The sequence below is a fragment of the Burkholderia aenigmatica genome (genome assembly GCF_048627025.1).
Taxonomy (GTDB): Bacteria; Pseudomonadota; Gammaproteobacteria; order Burkholderiales; family Burkholderiaceae; genus Burkholderia; species Burkholderia aenigmatica.
This window is the reverse complement of sequence record NZ_CP184469.1, coordinates 2,483,732-2,500,137: the sequence shown is the minus strand read 5'-3', so window position 1 is coordinate 2,500,137 and position 16,406 is coordinate 2,483,732. Positions and strand designations below refer to the sequence as shown.

The following is a 16,406-nucleotide window of genomic DNA, read 5'->3' as shown; positions in this document are numbered from 1 at the left end:
GGCGCGCGAACCCTCATCGCTGCGCTTCGCCGTACGTCTCCCTGCACACCTCGCGCAGCGCGTCCACGAGCAGATCGCGCGCCGGCGCGCGCGAATCGGCGGCGCGGGTAAACAGCGCGATCGGCGGGAGCGTCCACACCAGCGAGTACGGCACGATCGCCACGCCGGCGAACCGCACCAGTTCTTCCGCGATATCGGCAGGCACGATCGAGACGGCCTCGTCGCTCGACGCGATCATCTCGCCGATCAGCTTCGACGAATAGCTTTCGACGATCGGAACGGGCGGCGGGATGCCGGCCGACAGGAACAGGTCGGTCACCTGTTCCCGCATCGGCGTATGCGGTGCGCCGAGAATCCAGTCGAGCGCGTGCAGCTTGTGCCAGTCGAGCGCGGTGCGGGCCAGTTTCGCGGCCAGACGCCGGCTCGCGATCATGCGCGGCTGCTGCTGGTACAGCACCTCGAAGGAGACCTGGCCCAGATCGATCGCCGACGACGCCCGCCCGATCACGATGTCGACGCTGTGGTCCCTGAGCTGCAGCAGGAGCTGATCGCTGGTGCCTTCGTGAATCGTCACGGTCACGCGCCGCTCCATGCGCGCTTGCAGCCGCTTGAGCGCCGCCGACAGCATCTGTCCGGAAATGAACGGAATCACGCCGATGTGCAGGTGAGCTGCATGCCCGGCGGCGACGGCCTCCATTTCGCGGGCGAGGTGGTCGAGATCCTTGATCATCGCCTTCGCCCGCTCGAGCACGACCGCGCCGAGCGCGGTGGGCCGCATGCCGCGCGACGAGCGCTCGAACAGCGGCGTGCCGAACATGCTCTCCAGCTCGGACAACGCGTTCGTCACGGCCGGCTGGCTGCTGGCCATGTGCTCCGCGACGCGCGTCAGCGATCCGTGCTGCTGGATCTGCAACAACAGCACCAGGTGCCGCATCTTCAGGCGCGCGCCCAGCCGCCTGACCACGTCGTTTGCGTCAAAAGTCATTGACTGGTCATGTATTCATCATGAAAAAGTGATGGGCCGATATTAAAACAGAATCATCACCTTATGGCGGATCCCTAGAATCACCTTCATGGATCGCGCCGGGACTGGCCTGGCGCCCGTGCCCGGATCGGAAAAACATGAAACAGACAGAGACACAGCAGCAGGCCGCGTTCGACTATCACGAATTTCCGACCCCGGGAAAGATCTCGGTCGTCGCCAGCAAGCCGCTCGTGACCCAGCGCGATCTCGCGCTGGCCTACACGCCGGGCGTGGCGGGCGTGTGCGAAGCCATCGCCGCCGATCCGCTGCAGGCGCACCGTTTCACGAGCCGCGGCAATCTGGTGGGCGTGATCACGAACGGCACGGCCGTGCTGGGTCTGGGCAACATCGGCCCGCTCGCGTCCAAGCCGGTCATGGAAGGCAAGGCCGTGCTGTTCAAGAAGTTCGCGGGGATCGACGTGTTCGACATCGAGATCAACGAAACCGATCCGGACAAGCTGGTCGACATCATCGCCGGTCTCGAGCCGACCTTCGGCGGCATCAACCTCGAGGACATCAAGGCGCCCGAGTGCTTCACGGTCGAGCAGAAGCTGCGCGATCGCATGAAGATTCCGGTCTTCCACGACGATCAGCACGGCACCGCCATCACCGTCTCCGCCGCGTTCATCAACGGGCTGAAGGTCGTCGGGAAGTCGATTTCGGAGGTGAAGGTCGTGACGTCGGGGGCCGGCGCCGCCGCGCTGGCCTGCCTGGACCTGCTGGTCGACCTCGGGCTGCCGGTTGAGAACGTCTGGGTGACCGACATCGAAGGCGTCGTCTATCGCGGCCGCACTGCGCTGATGGACCCGGCCAAGTCGCGCTTTGCGCAGGAAACCGACGCGCGCAAGCTCGCGGAAGTGATCGGCGGCGCGGACGTGTTCCTGGGCCTGTCGGTCGGCGGCATCCTGACCGCCGACATGCTGAAAGAGATGGCGCCGCGCCCGCTGATTCTTGCGCTGGCCAATCCCACGCCGGAAATCTTCCCGGAACTGGCGCATGCGACGCGCGACGACGTCGTGATCGCGACGGGCCGCTCGGACTACCCGAACCAGGTCAACAACGTCCTCTGCTTCCCGTACATCTTCCGCGGTGCGCTGGACGTGGGTGCGACGACGATCACCCGCGAAATGGAGATCGCCGCGGTTCACGCGATCGCGGGGCTGGCCGAGGAAGAGCAGAACGAAGTCGTTGCGGCCGCCTATGGTGCGTACGACGTGGCGTTCGGCGCGCAATACCTGATTCCGAAGCCGTTCGACCCGCGCCTGATCGTCCGCATCGCGCCGGCCGTGGCCAAGGCGGCGATGGAAGGCGGCGTGGCGAAGCGCCCGCTGACCGATCTCGACGCGTACGTCGAGCAACTGCAGCAATTCGTCTACCACTCCGGCGCGTTCATGAAGCCGCTGTTCGCGACGGCGCGCCAGCTGGTGCGCGACGGTGGCAAGGCGCGGATCGTCTTTACCGAAGGCGAGGACGAGCGCGTGCTCCGCGCGGTGCAGGTGATCGTCGACGAGAAGCTGGCGCGTCCGATCCTGGTCGGGCGCCCGGAAGTGCTGCTGGCGCGCATCGAGCGCTTCGGCTTGCGGATCCGGCTCGGGCAGGATGTCGAGGTGACGAACCCCGAGTATGACGAGCGGTTCCCGCAATACTGGACGACGTACTGGGAACTGCGGTGTCGGGACGGCATCTCGAAGGAAATGGCGCGGGTCGAGATGCGCCGCCGCCTGACGCTGATCGGCGCGATGATGGTGCGGCTCGGCGATGCGGACGGGATGATTTGCGGGACGGTGGGCGAGTATCACAACCACCTGCGGTTCGTCGACGAGGTGATCGGGAAGAAGCCGGGTGCGTCCACGTATGCGGCGATGAACATCCTGTTGCTCGATCAGCGGACGGTCGCGCTGGTGGATACGCACGTCAACGACAACCCCGATGCGGAGCAGATCGCGGAATTCACGATTGCCGCGGCACGTCAGATGGAGTGGCTGAATCTGACGCCGAAGGCGGCGTTGCTGTCGCGCTCGAACTTCGGGTCGGGCAGTGCGGCTTCGGGCGTGAAGATGCGTCGGGCGCTGGAGATCGTCCGGGAGCAGGCGCCGGATATCGAGGCGGACGGCGAGATGCATGGCGACTGTGCGCTCGACGAGGGCTTGCGGTCGAGGCTGCTGCCGATGTCGCCGCTGAAGGGGGCGGCCAACCTGCTCGTATGCCCGAACGTGGATGCGGGGAATATTGCGTACAACCTGCTCAAGACCGAGGCGGGCAGCAATGTGGCGGTGGGGCCGTTCCTGCTGGGCGTCAATGCGCCGGTGAACATTCTGACGTCGAGCTCGACGGTGCGGCGGATCGTGAATATGGCGGCGCTGACGGTGATTGAGGCGAATCGCAACACGGGTGCCTGAGTCGGTGCAGAAAGGGGGCGGGTTGACCGGGCGTGGTGTCGTTCGGGGAACCCGCCCCATTTGTTATCGATTCGAACTCGTCGTGTCGCGCGGCGTGGGTCGAAACGGCGTTCGGGTTCGTCAATGCGATCACAGGCGGGATCGGCGTTGTTCATATCCTTATGGCGATCTTGACGAGTGCCGTTTATTACAAGATCGTGAAACGACGCCTGATTTTCCCATTTCTTGCACTTCTCCAATCGAAATGACGATGGGATAGGTGGCGCCGAGGGCGAGAAAGCGCGAGCCGCTTAATTCCTGGCTGAGCGTCAATAGAGCCCCGATACGAATCTCGCGATCGATATGCGGGCAAGGCCGACTGGCACGGCATCAAAGAGGGGGAAATTCGCCGAATTTCCCGTGCGCAGCGCGCGCTATCCGGGAGTACGGCTGCAGAGTCGCCACTGTTGGCCGGGTCCAGAAAAGAGATGAGTGATTTAAAGCGACTCACGAGAATAATCGGAAATTTTTCCCTGAAAAATTGTGAAGTCTCTTTAATTTTGCGTGCGCCGGTCACATTTTCCGATTATTTGAAATAGATGAGGTGCAACGGCCACTATCGTCTTGTTCCGAAAGGTATTTATAATCACCGCTCGGCAGAAACCCCACCTGAATACCAACCAAGGGCAAGCTGCATGGGCCATACCGCGCTTTATAAGACATTGCGTCTTGGCGACGCGCAATACAATCGTCTTGTCAAACTGGACACGCCGCTCGGCGTCGACTGGTTATTGCCGCTCTATGTGAAAGGAACGGCTAGACTTGGCCGCGATTACGAATTCGAGATTGATGCCGTTTCACCACGTGGCAGTCAGATCGAACTCAGCGCGCTGCTCGCCAAGCCGGTCACGCTTTGGATCCAGCAGGCAAACGGCTCATACATGCCGATCCATGGCTATGTTCACCGATTCAGCCGGCTGGGGGCGGATGGGCCGCTGACCTTTTACAAGCTGGCTTTCTCATCCTGGCTCTATTTTCTACGCCTGCGCCGCGATATGCGTGACTGGCAGGAGCAGAACGGCGAGCAGATTCTGACCGACGTATTCGACCAGCATCCGCAGGCACGCGGCGCGTATCGTTTCGATTTGCATAAACCGCTTCCGTCGTATTCGAACCGCGTGCAATGGGAATACGACCTGAACTTCGTTCATCGCAGCCTTGAAGAGGTGGGCGCGTTCCCGTACTTCGAGCAGGCGGACAATGGTCGGTCGCACACGATGGTGCTGACGGACGACGTTTATTTTGTCCCGCAGCTGAAGCAGCCGGTTGTCGAGTTCGGCCCTACGGAAATCAGCGGCGAACTGGACGGGTTCGCGCAATGGAAGGAGCAGCTCCAGATCGATAGTGCGCAGCTGACGTCGCGCTCGTTCGACTATAAGCGCCCCGATCTTCCTCGGCAGGTGCAGGGTGTGACCGACGTGGACGGCAAGCTGCCGACCGATGGGGAGATCTACGACTATCCCGGCGCGTACATGTGGTCGGATCGTGAGCAAGGCGAGCGTCTTGCGCAGATTCGGCTCGAAGAGCGCAAGTCGCGGATGAAGCGCTTTCACGGCATCGGCGGCTTGCGTTGTGCGATGCCGGGGCGGCGCTTCGAACTGCGCGGCCATCCGGTGCACGATGCGGGCAGTCAACCGGATCGCGAATTCGTTCTGCTCGGCGTCGACTGGTTGATCTGCAATAACCTGCCCGGTCTGGACGAAGCAGAGCAATTCCCCGACGGGCTGGCTGAGGAGGTTGCGCAAGCGAAGGCAGGCGCGACGGTTCGCCATGCCGATGGCAGCGAAGGTTTCTTTCAGGTGATGGTCGAAGCGCAACCGCGCAACGTTCCGTTCCGCAGCCCGTTCGAACACAAGAAGCCCGTGATGCAGTTGCAGAATGCGATCGTGGCCGGGCCGAGCGGCGAGGAGGTTTATACCGATTCGCTGAACCGGGTGAAGGTGTGGTTCCACTGGAATCGCCGCAACGGCCAGGATGAACGCGCGTCGTGCTGGGTGCGTCCGACGTTTCTTGATGCGGGCTCGAGCCGTGGCGGGATTCAGCCGCTACGCAAGGGCGACGAAGTCGTCGTGGGCTTCATGGAAGGTGACTGCGATCGGCCCGTCATCATTGCGCGGATGTACGGGGGCGCGACGCAGCCGGTGTGGCACACAAACGGTTTGCTGTCCGGTCAACGCTCGCGCGAGTACGGCGGCACCGGCTACAACCAGCTCGTGATGGACGACTCGACGCAGCAGAATCGGGTTCACCTTTACTCGAGCAGCTACCAGTCTCATTTGCACCTCGGGTACCTGATCCAGCAGACTGACAATACGCGTGGTGCGTTCCTCGGTAGCGGTTTCGACCTCAAATCGGACGCCTATGGCGCCATTCGGGCGGGGCAGGGCTTGTTCGTATCCACGCACCCGACAGCGACGACCCAGCCGTTGAACGTGACCGCTGCATCCGAGCAGTTGGCCAGTGCGGAAACCGTTGTCGATCTGACGTCACAGGCGAGTTCGGCGAACCAGGCGGAGAGCCTGCAGGAAGGGCAGGACGCGCTCAAGAAATTCACTGACGCGACGCACTATGGCGTGAGCGGTGGCGCCGGCAGTGGTGGTCGGACGGACGGGGGCGGCACGGGCAACGCGAACGGGTTCTCGACGCCGATCATGTTGATGGCGAGTCCTGCGGGCTTGGGGCTGTCGACTCAGGATTCAGCGCAACTGACGGCTAATCAGCAAGTCAATATCGTCAGCGGTAAGAGCACGCACGTGGCGGCCGGCAAATCGCTGATCGTAAGTGTGATGGAGAAGATTAGCCTGTTCGCGCAGAACGCCGGAATCAAGCTCTTTGCGTCCAAAGGCAAGGTCGAAATTCAGGCGCAGAGCGACGAGATGAAGCTTTCGGCGCTCAACGACGTGACGATCACGAGCTCGAACGGGAAGGTCGTGATTTCAGCGGAGAAGGAGATCTGGATCGGTGCAGGCGGTTCGTACATCAAGATCACACCTGATCTGATCGAGAACGGAACGAGCGGCCAGATTCTCGAAAAATGCGCATCGTGGGACAAGCCGGGCGCATCGTCGATGCGCTTGCCTTCACCGCTTGCCAGCGTGCCGAAGGGCTGTTCGTGGAAGACCGCTGCGGCATCGGCCGATAGCGCGTCGAGCGTCGTGCTGGAGTAACGGGATGGAAACGATCGAACCTGTTGATGACTTGAACCGTGAGTTGATCGATTCGACTGTCCGTGCCTTGCGCGCTTATTTCGACCAGCAACGCATGTCGCGCTGTTGCCTTGTAGTCGACCCGAGTCAGCGTGCGTTGCCTCAAAGCGGCGAGGGTGCACCGTCGTTCCATGATCGGCCTGGCGCCGTCGTCGCAATTGGGCACGAAGCCTTCCCTGATGATCATCGTCCGTATTTGATCGAGCTGGATTTGTCGACCTCGGAAGGTGTGGCGTTGCTGGTTGAAAGCGTTCGGCTGGCCTTCGAAGATCGACAGCCGGATGCGGTCGCAAAGGGGCTCGGTCAACGGATTGGCGGCTGGTTGGCGAGCGACATGGCACCGGAGCAAATCGCCGGATACTGGTCGAATCACATACTGCAAATCGACGATCAGGGGCGCCGATGCGCATTGCGTTTCTACGACGCGCGTGCACTGAGCCTGATGTGGCCGATTCTGTCTGACGGGCAGAAGCGGACCTTGCTTGGCCCGGTCAAAGTCTGGCATGCGTTGGATGCCACTGCAAAGTTATGCGTCTACTCGTCGGCAACGACATCGTGTACGGAACTGGATCTGACTGAAGGGCAGTGGCGTGATGTCCATCGTCATGGCGTGATAAATCGAGCGCTTGCGTTGCATATGTTGGCTACGCAGCGGCAGCCTCGATCCAGCGAAGTCGAGACCGCGATTGCGAGCGCGACCCGTGCGGAGCAGCACGGACTGACCGATCGAGAGGACAAGATCGCTTTTATCGGGCATGCGCTGGCGTGGCATCCATATTTCGATCGTCATCCGAGCGTTGCACTGGCATTGCGCCAGCGCGCGCCGGATGAGTTCTATACATCCGCTGTCGGTGAATTGAGCGAGGACGAAATCGAAGCGATTCGCCGGGGAGCGTGGTACGACGAGTCGAAGGCAGTTTTGTCTTTCTAGTCTCAGCAGAATAAATCTAGTTCCCATATCGAGAGAGCGAATGGATACAGCAAACCAGTGTGCCAACTGCGAAAAGACGGGGCTGCCGATCCTGCCGGTTCGGTACACAGTCGTGCCGAATTCCGTGGCAGCAAAGTTGCCAGCCGGCGTTAGCGGGCATGGGGTGACTGACGTCAAACTGACTGAACATCGATACGCGCTGCGCACGTTGCGTGCAGGTTGGGTGTATCTGTTCTACGTAAAGGGTGCGCGAGGTAGTAACTACTGGGAAGCGTATAACGTCACGGAGGACGGGCGCTTGTGGAAGCAGTCGCTTCCGCTGCCGGCCGAGCCGACGACTCATCCTGCATGTGCAAAGAAATCTATCGCAGTGCCGATGGACATCATTGCTATCGAGAGGCCCGATAAGTGCACTGACCGTGTGTATGTCGCATTTTCGCAGCACGCGTGGCATCGTGACACGTTCGAACTGTACAAGAAGGATGCAGCGCTTCGTCAGAAACGCATGCAATGGATCGAGCCGTCAAAATGGATCTCGGCGGGCCAGGACGCACATGGGCACGCTGTCGTTGCAACCCGACAAAGTATCGATGACGTCATCGAGTACATGCCTGGCCTCGATCCCAAACTGTTGCAGCCGCCTGCGCAGACGCTGAGCGACGAAACCGGCAAATACAAGCCGGAAGTCATGCGTCAGGTGACGACCTGTTACCCGTTGCATATTCGTCAGGCGTCTCCCGGGTCGGCCAGTGACGCGTTGATCCGGGTGATGAGCGATGTCGGCCAGCTCGACAAGGGCAAGCATCATCCACCGATGTTGTTGGCATTGTGGGACGGTATCGGGAACGTTCATGAGTTGAACGGCTTCCGGAACGACGCCGGGAGCTGGTTACTGACGTACACGCGTGAGCGGGTGAAACAGATCGATGCGCTCGAGTCGATTACCTCTGCTGAAGGAGCGGTACGCAACGGTGCAGTCGAGTCGAAAAGCCGTTTGCGGTCGGCGTGGACGGCTGGTTGGGAGGCGATGAAGAATAATCCGTATGCGGCGGATGGGGTTCCCGATGCTCTGGTCGTATCTCCGGAACAGCAGGCGATGTCCGACAAGAAAATTGCTGCTGCCGGAGTGATCACGCCGGCTGAGGCAAAGCGGATAGGCGATGCCGCGTGGCCGAAGTATTACGGCAAACTCGATCCGAACAAACTGAACGTGTTTCGACCGTGGTACGAGTCGGTGCAGACGGCCTCGCATCAGTTACAGGCCAATCGGACGCCGGATGTCGGCGCGTGGCTGAAAGCGTCGACGTTCATGGCTGCGCTGCATGATTATCACGAAAACGATTTCGACGATGGACATGCCTTTGCCGCAGTCATCGATAGTGCGTTGTGGGGTTTGCCGTCGGAGGAGAAGGGCGCCAAGTTGGTCGAGGATCTGGTCAACAACATGGATCCCACGCAACCGTCGAGTCTGGTGTGGCGGGCCTATGCGTACAACCAGCAGGATCAGAAGGAGGAAATCAAGGCGCTGCTGGCGAAGGCAACCGAATACAAGACACAGCCGGCGAGTGCCGGCGATCAAGTCAGTCATTGGGCCGACTTCGTGTCTTCGTATCTCATCAAGAATCTGAAGGCCTTCCTGAAGTTCTGCGACAAGATGACGGATGTGCTAAAGCGCGGAGCAACGGCGGCGTCGGGTTCGGAATATATCGTGAAAGGTCTTCGTGTCGATCAGCTCGCCGTGACGATAGGCAATGGCCTGTTCAAATGGAGTAAGAGTGCGGAGTTGGCCGATAGCGTCGGTATGTATCTGATTCGCGGCACGTTGATGTTGCGAGGCGGGATTGCGCAGGCGGACACAAACAGGCTCATCAAGGCTGCGGTGCTGGCCGAGCCCGCGATGCGCCTGGCTTTGCAGATGGGCTATCGCGCGTTGCGACAGCAGGGACTACCCCCGCCTCAGGCGTATCTGCGTTCGCTGCAGGCCGTAGGAGCGGATAAGCGTGTCAAGAATTTGACGGACATGTGGGAGGAGGTCAGCAAGTCGCAAAAGGGGGCGTCGACGCAATTGAATGCCCGGTTGGCTAGTACGCTGGTGGTAATCGAGATGCTGAATTTCGGATGCTTGCTTGCCAAGGCAGATAAGAGCAGCGATGACTATGCGCTGCTGGTCGCGTCCGGGGTGTCGGTGGTTGGGGCGGTATTTACGGTTTCGGAGAAGGCGCTCAAGGCGTTCGGGAGTGACGCAGCGCAGACGCTGCGCAATCTGAAGGCGATTACGAGTTTCCTGGGAGGGGTTGCGGCGCTGATTCAGGCGGCTGTGGACGTCCGGAAGGCGAGAAAAACGGGAAATAGTGTCATTGCTTATCTTTACTACGCCAAAGCGGCATTAGGCTTTGGTACGGGCCTGTCATATCTTCTTACCGCTCTGACATCGTCGGCTCCGCTGCTTGCGCGCTTGGCCGGAAATGGGGGGCGCATTGTGATTCTGGCAAGGGGAGGTGCAGCGGGCATTGCCGGTGCGACCGCCAGATTGGCTTCGTTTACGACCCCCGAGGTTACAGAGGCTGGCGGGTGGTTTGCTCGACAGGGTGCGGCGAAGGCGGCGGGCACGACTGCAGTCGGCGTAGCCGCAGAAGGAATGGGTGTAACGATCGGTGGATCAGAGGCATTGCTATTGCTTGGTCGGGGTATTTTGATTCTGACTGGCTGGGAGGTTGCTGTGGCAGTGGTCGCAATCCAATTCCTGATTTGGTATTTTTCGGACGATGAGTTGCAGACATGGCTTGAAAAGTGCTCGTTCGGACGAAAACCTGCGAATCCAGCTTGGGATGCGGGAAAGCAGAGCGATGAATTTGAAAAGGCATTGAAGGTAATGGGTCTTTCGACTGACTGAATGGATTAACGATGGCAGACACGGCACAATCCTCCCCCACGCAATTGCTGAGAGGGCATATCCGGAATCTTCGTAGCACGAGGCAGTCTCAGGAGTTTTTGTTTACAGAAGCGGATCGGACCGCGATGGGCGCAACGGCTGTTGCGGCTGGGCTGGCGGGTCTGGGTGGGGTGGCCATCGGGCTGGCTGCGTCCGCGGATGATACGGCCGAGAAGGCTGATCTGCTTGAATTTGAACTGGATGGGAAAAGCATTCGTGCTTGGGTATGGGTATCCGTGTTCAAAAATGGCGATGAAGTCGAGGTTGTCGCCGAGCCATTTGGCGAGATATGGCATGCCTTTGGCATCAAACGCGTCAGCGACCGAATCGTTGCGCTCCATCCGCATTGCAGTCGTGGCCGATATGCGCACTATAAGGCGACGGCGCGATGGTGGATTGGGCTGACTGGTATATTTTTGTTGTGCTTTAATATTTTCGCTGCAGTTGTTTTGTATTTCAGCGGCGAAAGCGATTGGTTTGGTGTTTTGAATTTATTTTTGGGTGGTGGGGTGATCGTCGCGATGATTACTGGCGTCATTTCATTCCGTATAGGTAGGAGGATGATGAAATTCGTTCGCCTCGCCGAGGGAATTTTTTTGGGGTTTGGTTGGAAGGATGTCAAGAGTATCGATCTGCCCGCGATCACGAAAAATAGCAAGAAGCCTGGGGAGCCAGGTGCACTAGGTGTCTTGTATTTCCGTTACTAACGGGAGTTGTTGCCGGAACGAGCGATAAGATATCGTGTTCGCATCATCCTGATGTCAAATCGAATCTGATTGTAGCGGGCGGTGAGTCTATGGCTGATAACAGTGTTCCGATTGCTCGGCACGATCATCGAGCGACCTGTCGATGCCATCTGATCCATGAATCGGGCCTGGGATTCGGTAAAGCAGAGCGACGAATTTGAGAGGGCATTGAAGGTAATGGGTCTTTCGGCTGACGGAACGGATCAATGACGGCAAGCACGGAAAAATCCTCTCCTACCCGCTTGTTGAGAGGGCATATCAAGAATCTTCGTAGCACGAGGCAGTTTCAGGAGTTCTTGTTTACCGATGCGGATCGAACGGCGATGGGCGCAACGGCTGTTGTGGCTGGGCTGGCGGGTCTGGGTGGAGTGGCCATCGGGCTAGCCGCGTCTGCGGACGATACGGCCGAAGAGGCCGCTCTGCTTGAATTTGAACTGGACGGGAAGAGCATTCGTGCGTGGGTATGGTTATCCGTGTTCAAAGAGGGCGACGAAGTCGAGATTGTCGCAGAGCCGTTTGGTGAGATATGGCGTGCATTCGGCATCAGACGTGTCAGTGACCGAATCGTAGCGCTCCATCCGCATTGCAGTCGAGGCCGATATGCGCACTATAAGGCGACGGTGCGATGGTGGTTTTATATATATTCGGCATTAATGTTGGTCATGATTGCTTTGGGGGCGATCATGTTGCTTTTTGAAAACATTTATAATTGGCTGGGAATTTTTTATATGTATGCAGGCGGGGGAGCTATGGCTGCGGCTATCTTTGGCGTGATCGCATTCAACATATCCAGGAAATTTATGGGATTTGTTCGTCTGGCTGAGGGGATTTTCGCCGGTTTCGGTTGGAAGGATGTGAAAAATATTGACCTGCCCGCGATCACGAAAAAGAGCAAGCAGCCTGGCGAGCCTGGTGCATTGGGTGTCTTGTATTTCCGTTACTAACCGTAGTTCGCTCACTCGAAGGTTGGGCCTTACTCATGATGAATCTCATCCGTGTCGGCGATGACACCGACCACGGCGGCAAGGTGATCACTGGTTCATCGACGATGCGCTTCGACGGCCGTTTTGTTGCCCGCAAGGGCGACGAGGTATCGTGTCCTCAGCATCCCGACGTCAAGCCGAATCTGATTGTAGAGGGCGATGAATCAATGACCGACAACGGTGTTCCGATTGCGCGGCACGGTCATCGGGCGACCTGCGGCTGCCATCTGATTTCGAGTCTTACCTGATCCGCGCGGATTTCGTGCGTGCCGTGACGCCGGGATTTGGGCCGCAGGAAAGTCAGGTCAGCGGGATCGTGCCCGGCCTCGGTGCGCAGCGTCGAATCTCTCTGCCGTTATTGGCAGACGTCACGACGAGTTGAATGAAGCTTGTCGCGGGCGCATACATGGCGAAAAAGTGGTCCATGACGACGATGAACGTGCTGAGGCTGGCAGCGGCGAATGCCTGTTCATCGACCGTCAACGTGACTTCCAGACCCCGCACGAAGCTCGGCATCGGTTCTCCCGATAACCAGAGCTGCCTGACGCGATGGCTCAGGTTCGTCAGGCCATCCAACAGGTTCGCGTGTCTCGCAGCATGATTGGAGAATTCGCGGAACAGGCGTTTCAGTTCCACGAGCCCCGCTCGGGTCAGTTCGATCGAGTGTGGGGCGAGCAGCGCGATAAACCGCCATGCCGCATTGCCATCGCGTGGCAAACGTTCGACCTCCGTCGGAGCGCTCAACATCACGATGCGTGACACCAGCGCGCCCTGCTCATTGACCAGATCGCCATCGTCGGCGCCGAATCGAATCATGCGAGGGAGATCGCCATTCGAGCAGGTGACATCTACCACGATCTGCTCAATCCCGGTGTCGGCAGCGGGGCGTCCGTCAAGTCCAACCAGATCGAGTGCAGCGTCCTTCCTGTCCGATGGCGCGGCCACATTGCGTTGTTTGGGCACCCAGTAGGGACCGGCCGGCCTGGTAGAGCTGCCGTGCATGAGCGACGTGAACGGATGAATGACGTTCGCCCGGGATGCGTTCGTCGTGGCGCGGACGGCGTCGACCGAGCAGATTTCGACGTCGGTGGCATCGGTATTCTGGGACCGGACGGGGTACGTGCCGCTGATCGGGTCTCGCTTGAGCGACAGTGACGTGAGTTGGAACAGGTTGACGATTGGCGTGCAAAAGAGCCTGAGATGGTCGGCCGACAGATTCTTCAACCTCTGGGCAGCGGGCGAATCCGGGTGAATACTGGAAATGGCGAGGTGGAGTGTCAGACGTTGCGCGGAGCCTGCCGCACGGGCGAGCGACGCGAGATCGACGTCGACAAAATCGAATTTCTTCGGATACGCAAAGTATTCGCTCAGCAACCTCAACGCTGCCGGGCCGTCATCTTCGTCAATCAGCCTCTCGGATTCACCGTAGCCGACTGCGGCAAGGGGCGACGCGTTCAGTGCTTCCCAGCGATGTTCAGTGTCCTCGACGAAGGCTGCGGCCGTGTATATCGTCATCGCATCCATGGTGGCGCCGACGATTTCGCTGGCGCCACTGATGTGGATGCGCAACGGGTGGGGCATGGCGTCGATACGGAAGTTCGGACGGGCAACGGCGAAGGTGATTGAGAGCAGGCCGGCCGTGTTCGGGGGCAGCGCCACATTCGACGGGGCGGCCGACGCCGACGTGTAGCGCGCATCCGAAATACGTACGGGTGCCAGCGTGACGTCATATACGGTTCGGAAGCGGCAGTCTTCGGTCTTGCTGACCAGCTCGGTTGCGCGGGGAACGATGGACGGCTCGGTGATCTTGTCGAACATGTCCGAGACATCGAACTGAGCGACGGCGCATGCCGGAAACGCGCGTAGATACCGGGGGTAAAGCATGCCGAGGAGGGCTTCGGCAAACTCCGGATAGCTGTCATCGAGCCGGCTGTCTATATCCGCCGCGAGGAGCGCGAACGACTGCAGCATTCGCTCGAGATGGGGATCTTCGGAACGGTCGCCGCTAATCCCGAGCCGAATGGCAATCTTGGGATAGCGCGATGCGAAGGCGGCAACCGATCGGCGTAGTAGTGCAAGTTCTCGTTCGTAATGCGGAAGCAGGTAATCCATCGCGTAAAGTGAGGAACCGGCACGACGACAAAACTGTCTGTTCGCCGTCTGGCGGTTGCACTGAATGGTGTCAGGCATACTAAGGTCGGCTGTCGCTATGATAACCGCTTAATCGGCGATGCTCTTTGAAGTGTTCTCGACCCACTGGCAGGCCAGCGATGCCGCGATTGAGTGAAGTTCCCGAGCCGTCGACCGACCAAACCTGATTTCAATAAGACTCTCCGCAGCGAACGGCTGCCTGCACCGATGCGTCAGATACCTTTTCTTGCTTTTGCGCTCTCGGCCCTCGTGCCCGGTCTACTGTGGTCGTATTTCACCGGCGATCACGGGTCACTGAAATATTCCATTCCAATCGCCTATTTCGGCACGGCAGTGTTTGCCATTCCACAATATCTGCTGGTAGTGAAATACTGGCGCGTTTCCGTGATCGCATCGTGTCTGTGTGGCGGTATGACGGGATTGTTGACGTGGATTGCCACCTTTTTGATTTACACGTCGATCTGGGATGACGATCTTTTCAAAGCCGGTTTGTCGGCCGCTTTGGGGTTTCTGGCGTTCGTATGCCTGGGTGCGGTGGCGGGATTCGTGTTCTGGCTCATGCATCGTTGGCAACGAGCCAAAGGCTGATCCGTGCGCGCGAAGCCATGCCACGCGCCTACGTCGCGGCGGCTTCCGTTACCGGTCGCCTGGCGAGCGTCCGTGTCGCGTGCGGCGCCTGCCGCGGGGGCGCACTTGTCGATCGAGGTGGGCGGCCGCCCGCTTCGAGCGTTGGCAATCGTTTGCCCCCGGCCACCCGGACCTCGGCTTTACCCTGAAACGCACACGTCGAACGCCCGCCGGCTCCCCGCGCCGGCCTTCCGCGCCGATGCTGCAGTGCAATTGATCAGTATCTCGTAACAATAGCCCCGTCGCGACGCCCCGAAGTGCTCACTTTCGATACCAATCCTAACGATGTTTTGGGGCTCGCTAGTTCGGATATCATCCGATAATTAGCTTTTATTTTCGTCTAAAATCGCGCTTCTTCTTACTTTAGGATGGAAGGCGTTTTGAAAAAACTGACGAAAAATCTCTCGCGCACGGCCATCGCCGCATGCGTTGCTTATGCCGGGCTCATGCCCTTATCCCGGCCCGCCGAGGCCCAGGTCGAACCGCTGAAGAATCCCGTCTACGGTGTGACCCTCGACGACCTGACCAAGCTGGACGCCATCGTCGCGTCGCTGCAGAACCTGCCGTACAAGCCCACCGTGCGTGTCGTGTTCGATCCGGGTACGTCTGCGGCCGACTACTACGCACCGCTGCTGCGCCTGCACGCAGTCGCGTACGTGATGGGCGAAGTCTACGATTCTTACTATTTCCCGACAGATCTCGCCACGTACAAGGCACGGACGCAGGAACTGGTGTCGCAGTTGAAGAACACCGTCGACGTCTGGGAGATCGCGAACGAAATCAACGGCGAATGGCTGCGTACTGACCCGAGCGGCACGAACTCCGTGGTCAACTCGGAAGAGCAGCAGATCGGTCAGATGGTTGCCGCGGCCAACCAGATCGTCAAATCGAACGGCGGCAAGACGGCCATCACGCTGTACTACAACGACGACAGCAAGGGCAACAACTGCTGGGAGAAGCCGCTGGATTACTGGAAGACGTGGCCGACCACCTTCCTGTCCTCGACGGTCCGCCAGCAGGCCGACTACGCACTGTTCAGCTACTACCCGTACCAGGATTGCCCGGGGCTGAATCCGACGTGGAAGAACGACTTCGCAGCGCTGGAAAGCATCTTCCCGAACGCGAAGGTGGGCTTCGGCGAAATCGGCACCTCGGACACCGCCGCGCCGGCATCGGTGCAGCAGAACCTGATCAAGACGTACTACCCGATGGTCAACAGCATGACCGATCCGCGTTTCATCGGCGGATTCTTCTGGTGGAACTACGTCGAGCAAATGCTCCCGTATTCGACGAGCTCGTACTTCCAGCTGTTGCGTCAAACGATCCTTCCGCTCAAGTCGCCCAACTAAGCGAAAAGCGCTGTTCAAG

The 16,406-nt window shown here is 59.4% G+C and carries 11 protein-coding genes and 1 pseudogene; 10 read left to right on the top strand and 2 right to left on the bottom strand.

All coding sequences use genetic code 11. The annotated features are described in order from the left end of the window. Positions 1–13: 13 nt before the first annotated feature. A complete protein-coding gene (locus ACN8ZM_RS28165) occupies positions 14–985 on the bottom strand; it encodes a LysR substrate-binding domain-containing protein (RefSeq protein ID WP_043178498.1) in 972 nt (323 codons plus the stop codon). Between the two features lie 137 nt (positions 986–1,122). Here ACN8ZM_RS28165 and ACN8ZM_RS28160 point away from each other — a divergent pair, with 137 nt between their 5' ends. The 8 genes and pseudogenes from ACN8ZM_RS28160 (at position 1,123) to ACN8ZM_RS28125 (ending at position 12,508) form a co-directional block, all read left to right on the top strand. Next, entirely contained in the window at positions 1,123–3,423 is a 2,301-nt protein-coding gene (locus tag ACN8ZM_RS28160) for an NADP-dependent malic enzyme (protein ID WP_089453713.1), read from the top strand. 674 nt (positions 3,424–4,097) lie between these two features. After that, on the top strand, positions 4,098–6,629 hold the full coding sequence (locus tag ACN8ZM_RS28155) for a type VI secretion system Vgr family protein (protein ID WP_420211368.1): 2,532 nt from the start codon (positions 4,098–4,100) through the stop codon (positions 6,627–6,629). A gap of 4 nt (positions 6,630–6,633) precedes the next feature. Next, on the top strand, positions 6,634–7,599 hold the full coding sequence (locus ACN8ZM_RS28150; RefSeq protein ID WP_420211367.1) for a DUF4123 domain-containing protein: 966 nt from the start codon (positions 6,634–6,636) through the stop codon (positions 7,597–7,599). 40 nt (positions 7,600–7,639) lie between these two features. Then, positions 7,640–10,492: a T6SS effector BTH_I2691 family protein gene (locus ACN8ZM_RS28145; RefSeq protein ID WP_301766895.1), complete on the top strand. Its 2,853-nt coding sequence runs from the start codon at positions 7,640–7,642 to the stop codon at positions 10,490–10,492. 11 nt (positions 10,493–10,503) lie between these two features. Further along, positions 10,504–11,238 carry a putative type VI secretion system effector gene (locus tag ACN8ZM_RS28140; RefSeq protein WP_301766896.1) on the top strand — a complete coding sequence of 245 codons (735 nt, stop codon included), beginning with the start codon at positions 10,504–10,506 and terminating at the stop codon, positions 11,236–11,238. Positions 11,239–11,261: 23 nt separating this feature from the next. Then, a pseudogene (locus tag ACN8ZM_RS28135) lies at positions 11,262–11,438 on the top strand (hypothetical protein); the annotation flags it as partial. A 45-nt stretch (positions 11,439–11,483) separates the two neighbouring features. Next, positions 11,484–12,221 carry a putative type VI secretion system effector gene (locus ACN8ZM_RS28130; protein WP_420211366.1) on the top strand — a complete coding sequence of 246 codons (738 nt, stop codon included), beginning with the start codon at positions 11,484–11,486 and terminating at the stop codon, positions 12,219–12,221. 35 nt (positions 12,222–12,256) lie between these two features. Beyond that, entirely contained in the window at positions 12,257–12,508 is a 252-nt protein-coding gene (locus tag ACN8ZM_RS28125; RefSeq protein ID WP_043178489.1) for a PAAR domain-containing protein, read from the top strand. A 52-nt stretch (positions 12,509–12,560) separates the two neighbouring features. On the opposite strand, the gene tssF is transcribed toward ACN8ZM_RS28125, so the two are convergent. Beyond that, positions 12,561–14,450: a type VI secretion system baseplate subunit TssF gene (gene tssF, locus ACN8ZM_RS28120; RefSeq protein ID WP_420211365.1), complete on the bottom strand. Its 1,890-nt coding sequence runs from the start codon at positions 14,448–14,450 to the stop codon at positions 12,561–12,563. A gap of 93 nt (positions 14,451–14,543) precedes the next feature. Between tssF and ACN8ZM_RS28115 the strand changes: the two genes are divergently transcribed. Together ACN8ZM_RS28115 and ACN8ZM_RS28110 are read left to right on the top strand one after the other, a co-directional pair. Then, the gene (locus ACN8ZM_RS28115; protein WP_420211364.1) at positions 14,544–14,999 is read left to right on the top strand and encodes a hypothetical protein; all 456 of its coding nucleotides are present in this window, start codon (positions 14,544–14,546) and stop codon (positions 14,997–14,999) included. Between the two features lie 407 nt (positions 15,000–15,406). Then, on the top strand, positions 15,407–16,387 hold the full coding sequence (locus ACN8ZM_RS28110) for a hypothetical protein (RefSeq protein ID WP_043178481.1): 981 nt from the start codon (positions 15,407–15,409) through the stop codon (positions 16,385–16,387). The last annotated feature ends 19 nt before the right edge of the window (positions 16,388–16,406 follow it).

Excerpts from the sequence above, each read along its gene's own strand:
- ACN8ZM_RS28165 (WP_043178498.1), bottom strand. The coding sequence starts at position 985 with ATGACTTTTGACGCAAACGACGTGGTCAGGCGGCTGGGCGCGCGCCTG.
- ACN8ZM_RS28160 (WP_089453713.1), top strand. The coding sequence starts at position 1,123 with ATGAAACAGACAGAGACACAGCAGCAGGCCGCGTTCGACTATCACGAA.
- ACN8ZM_RS28155 (WP_420211368.1), top strand. The coding sequence starts at position 4,098 with ATGGGCCATACCGCGCTTTATAAGACATTGCGTCTTGGCGACGCGCAA.
- ACN8ZM_RS28150 (WP_420211367.1), top strand. The coding sequence starts at position 6,634 with ATGGAAACGATCGAACCTGTTGATGACTTGAACCGTGAGTTGATCGAT.
- ACN8ZM_RS28145 (WP_301766895.1), top strand. The coding sequence starts at position 7,640 with ATGGATACAGCAAACCAGTGTGCCAACTGCGAAAAGACGGGGCTGCCG.
- ACN8ZM_RS28140 (WP_301766896.1), top strand. The coding sequence starts at position 10,504 with ATGGCAGACACGGCACAATCCTCCCCCACGCAATTGCTGAGAGGGCAT.
- ACN8ZM_RS28130 (WP_420211366.1), top strand. The coding sequence starts at position 11,484 with ATGACGGCAAGCACGGAAAAATCCTCTCCTACCCGCTTGTTGAGAGGG.
- ACN8ZM_RS28125 (WP_043178489.1), top strand. The coding sequence starts at position 12,257 with ATGATGAATCTCATCCGTGTCGGCGATGACACCGACCACGGCGGCAAG.
- tssF (WP_420211365.1), bottom strand. The coding sequence starts at position 14,450 with ATGCCTGACACCATTCAGTGCAACCGCCAGACGGCGAACAGACAGTTT.
- ACN8ZM_RS28110 (WP_043178481.1), top strand. The coding sequence starts at position 15,407 with ATGGAAGGCGTTTTGAAAAAACTGACGAAAAATCTCTCGCGCACGGCC.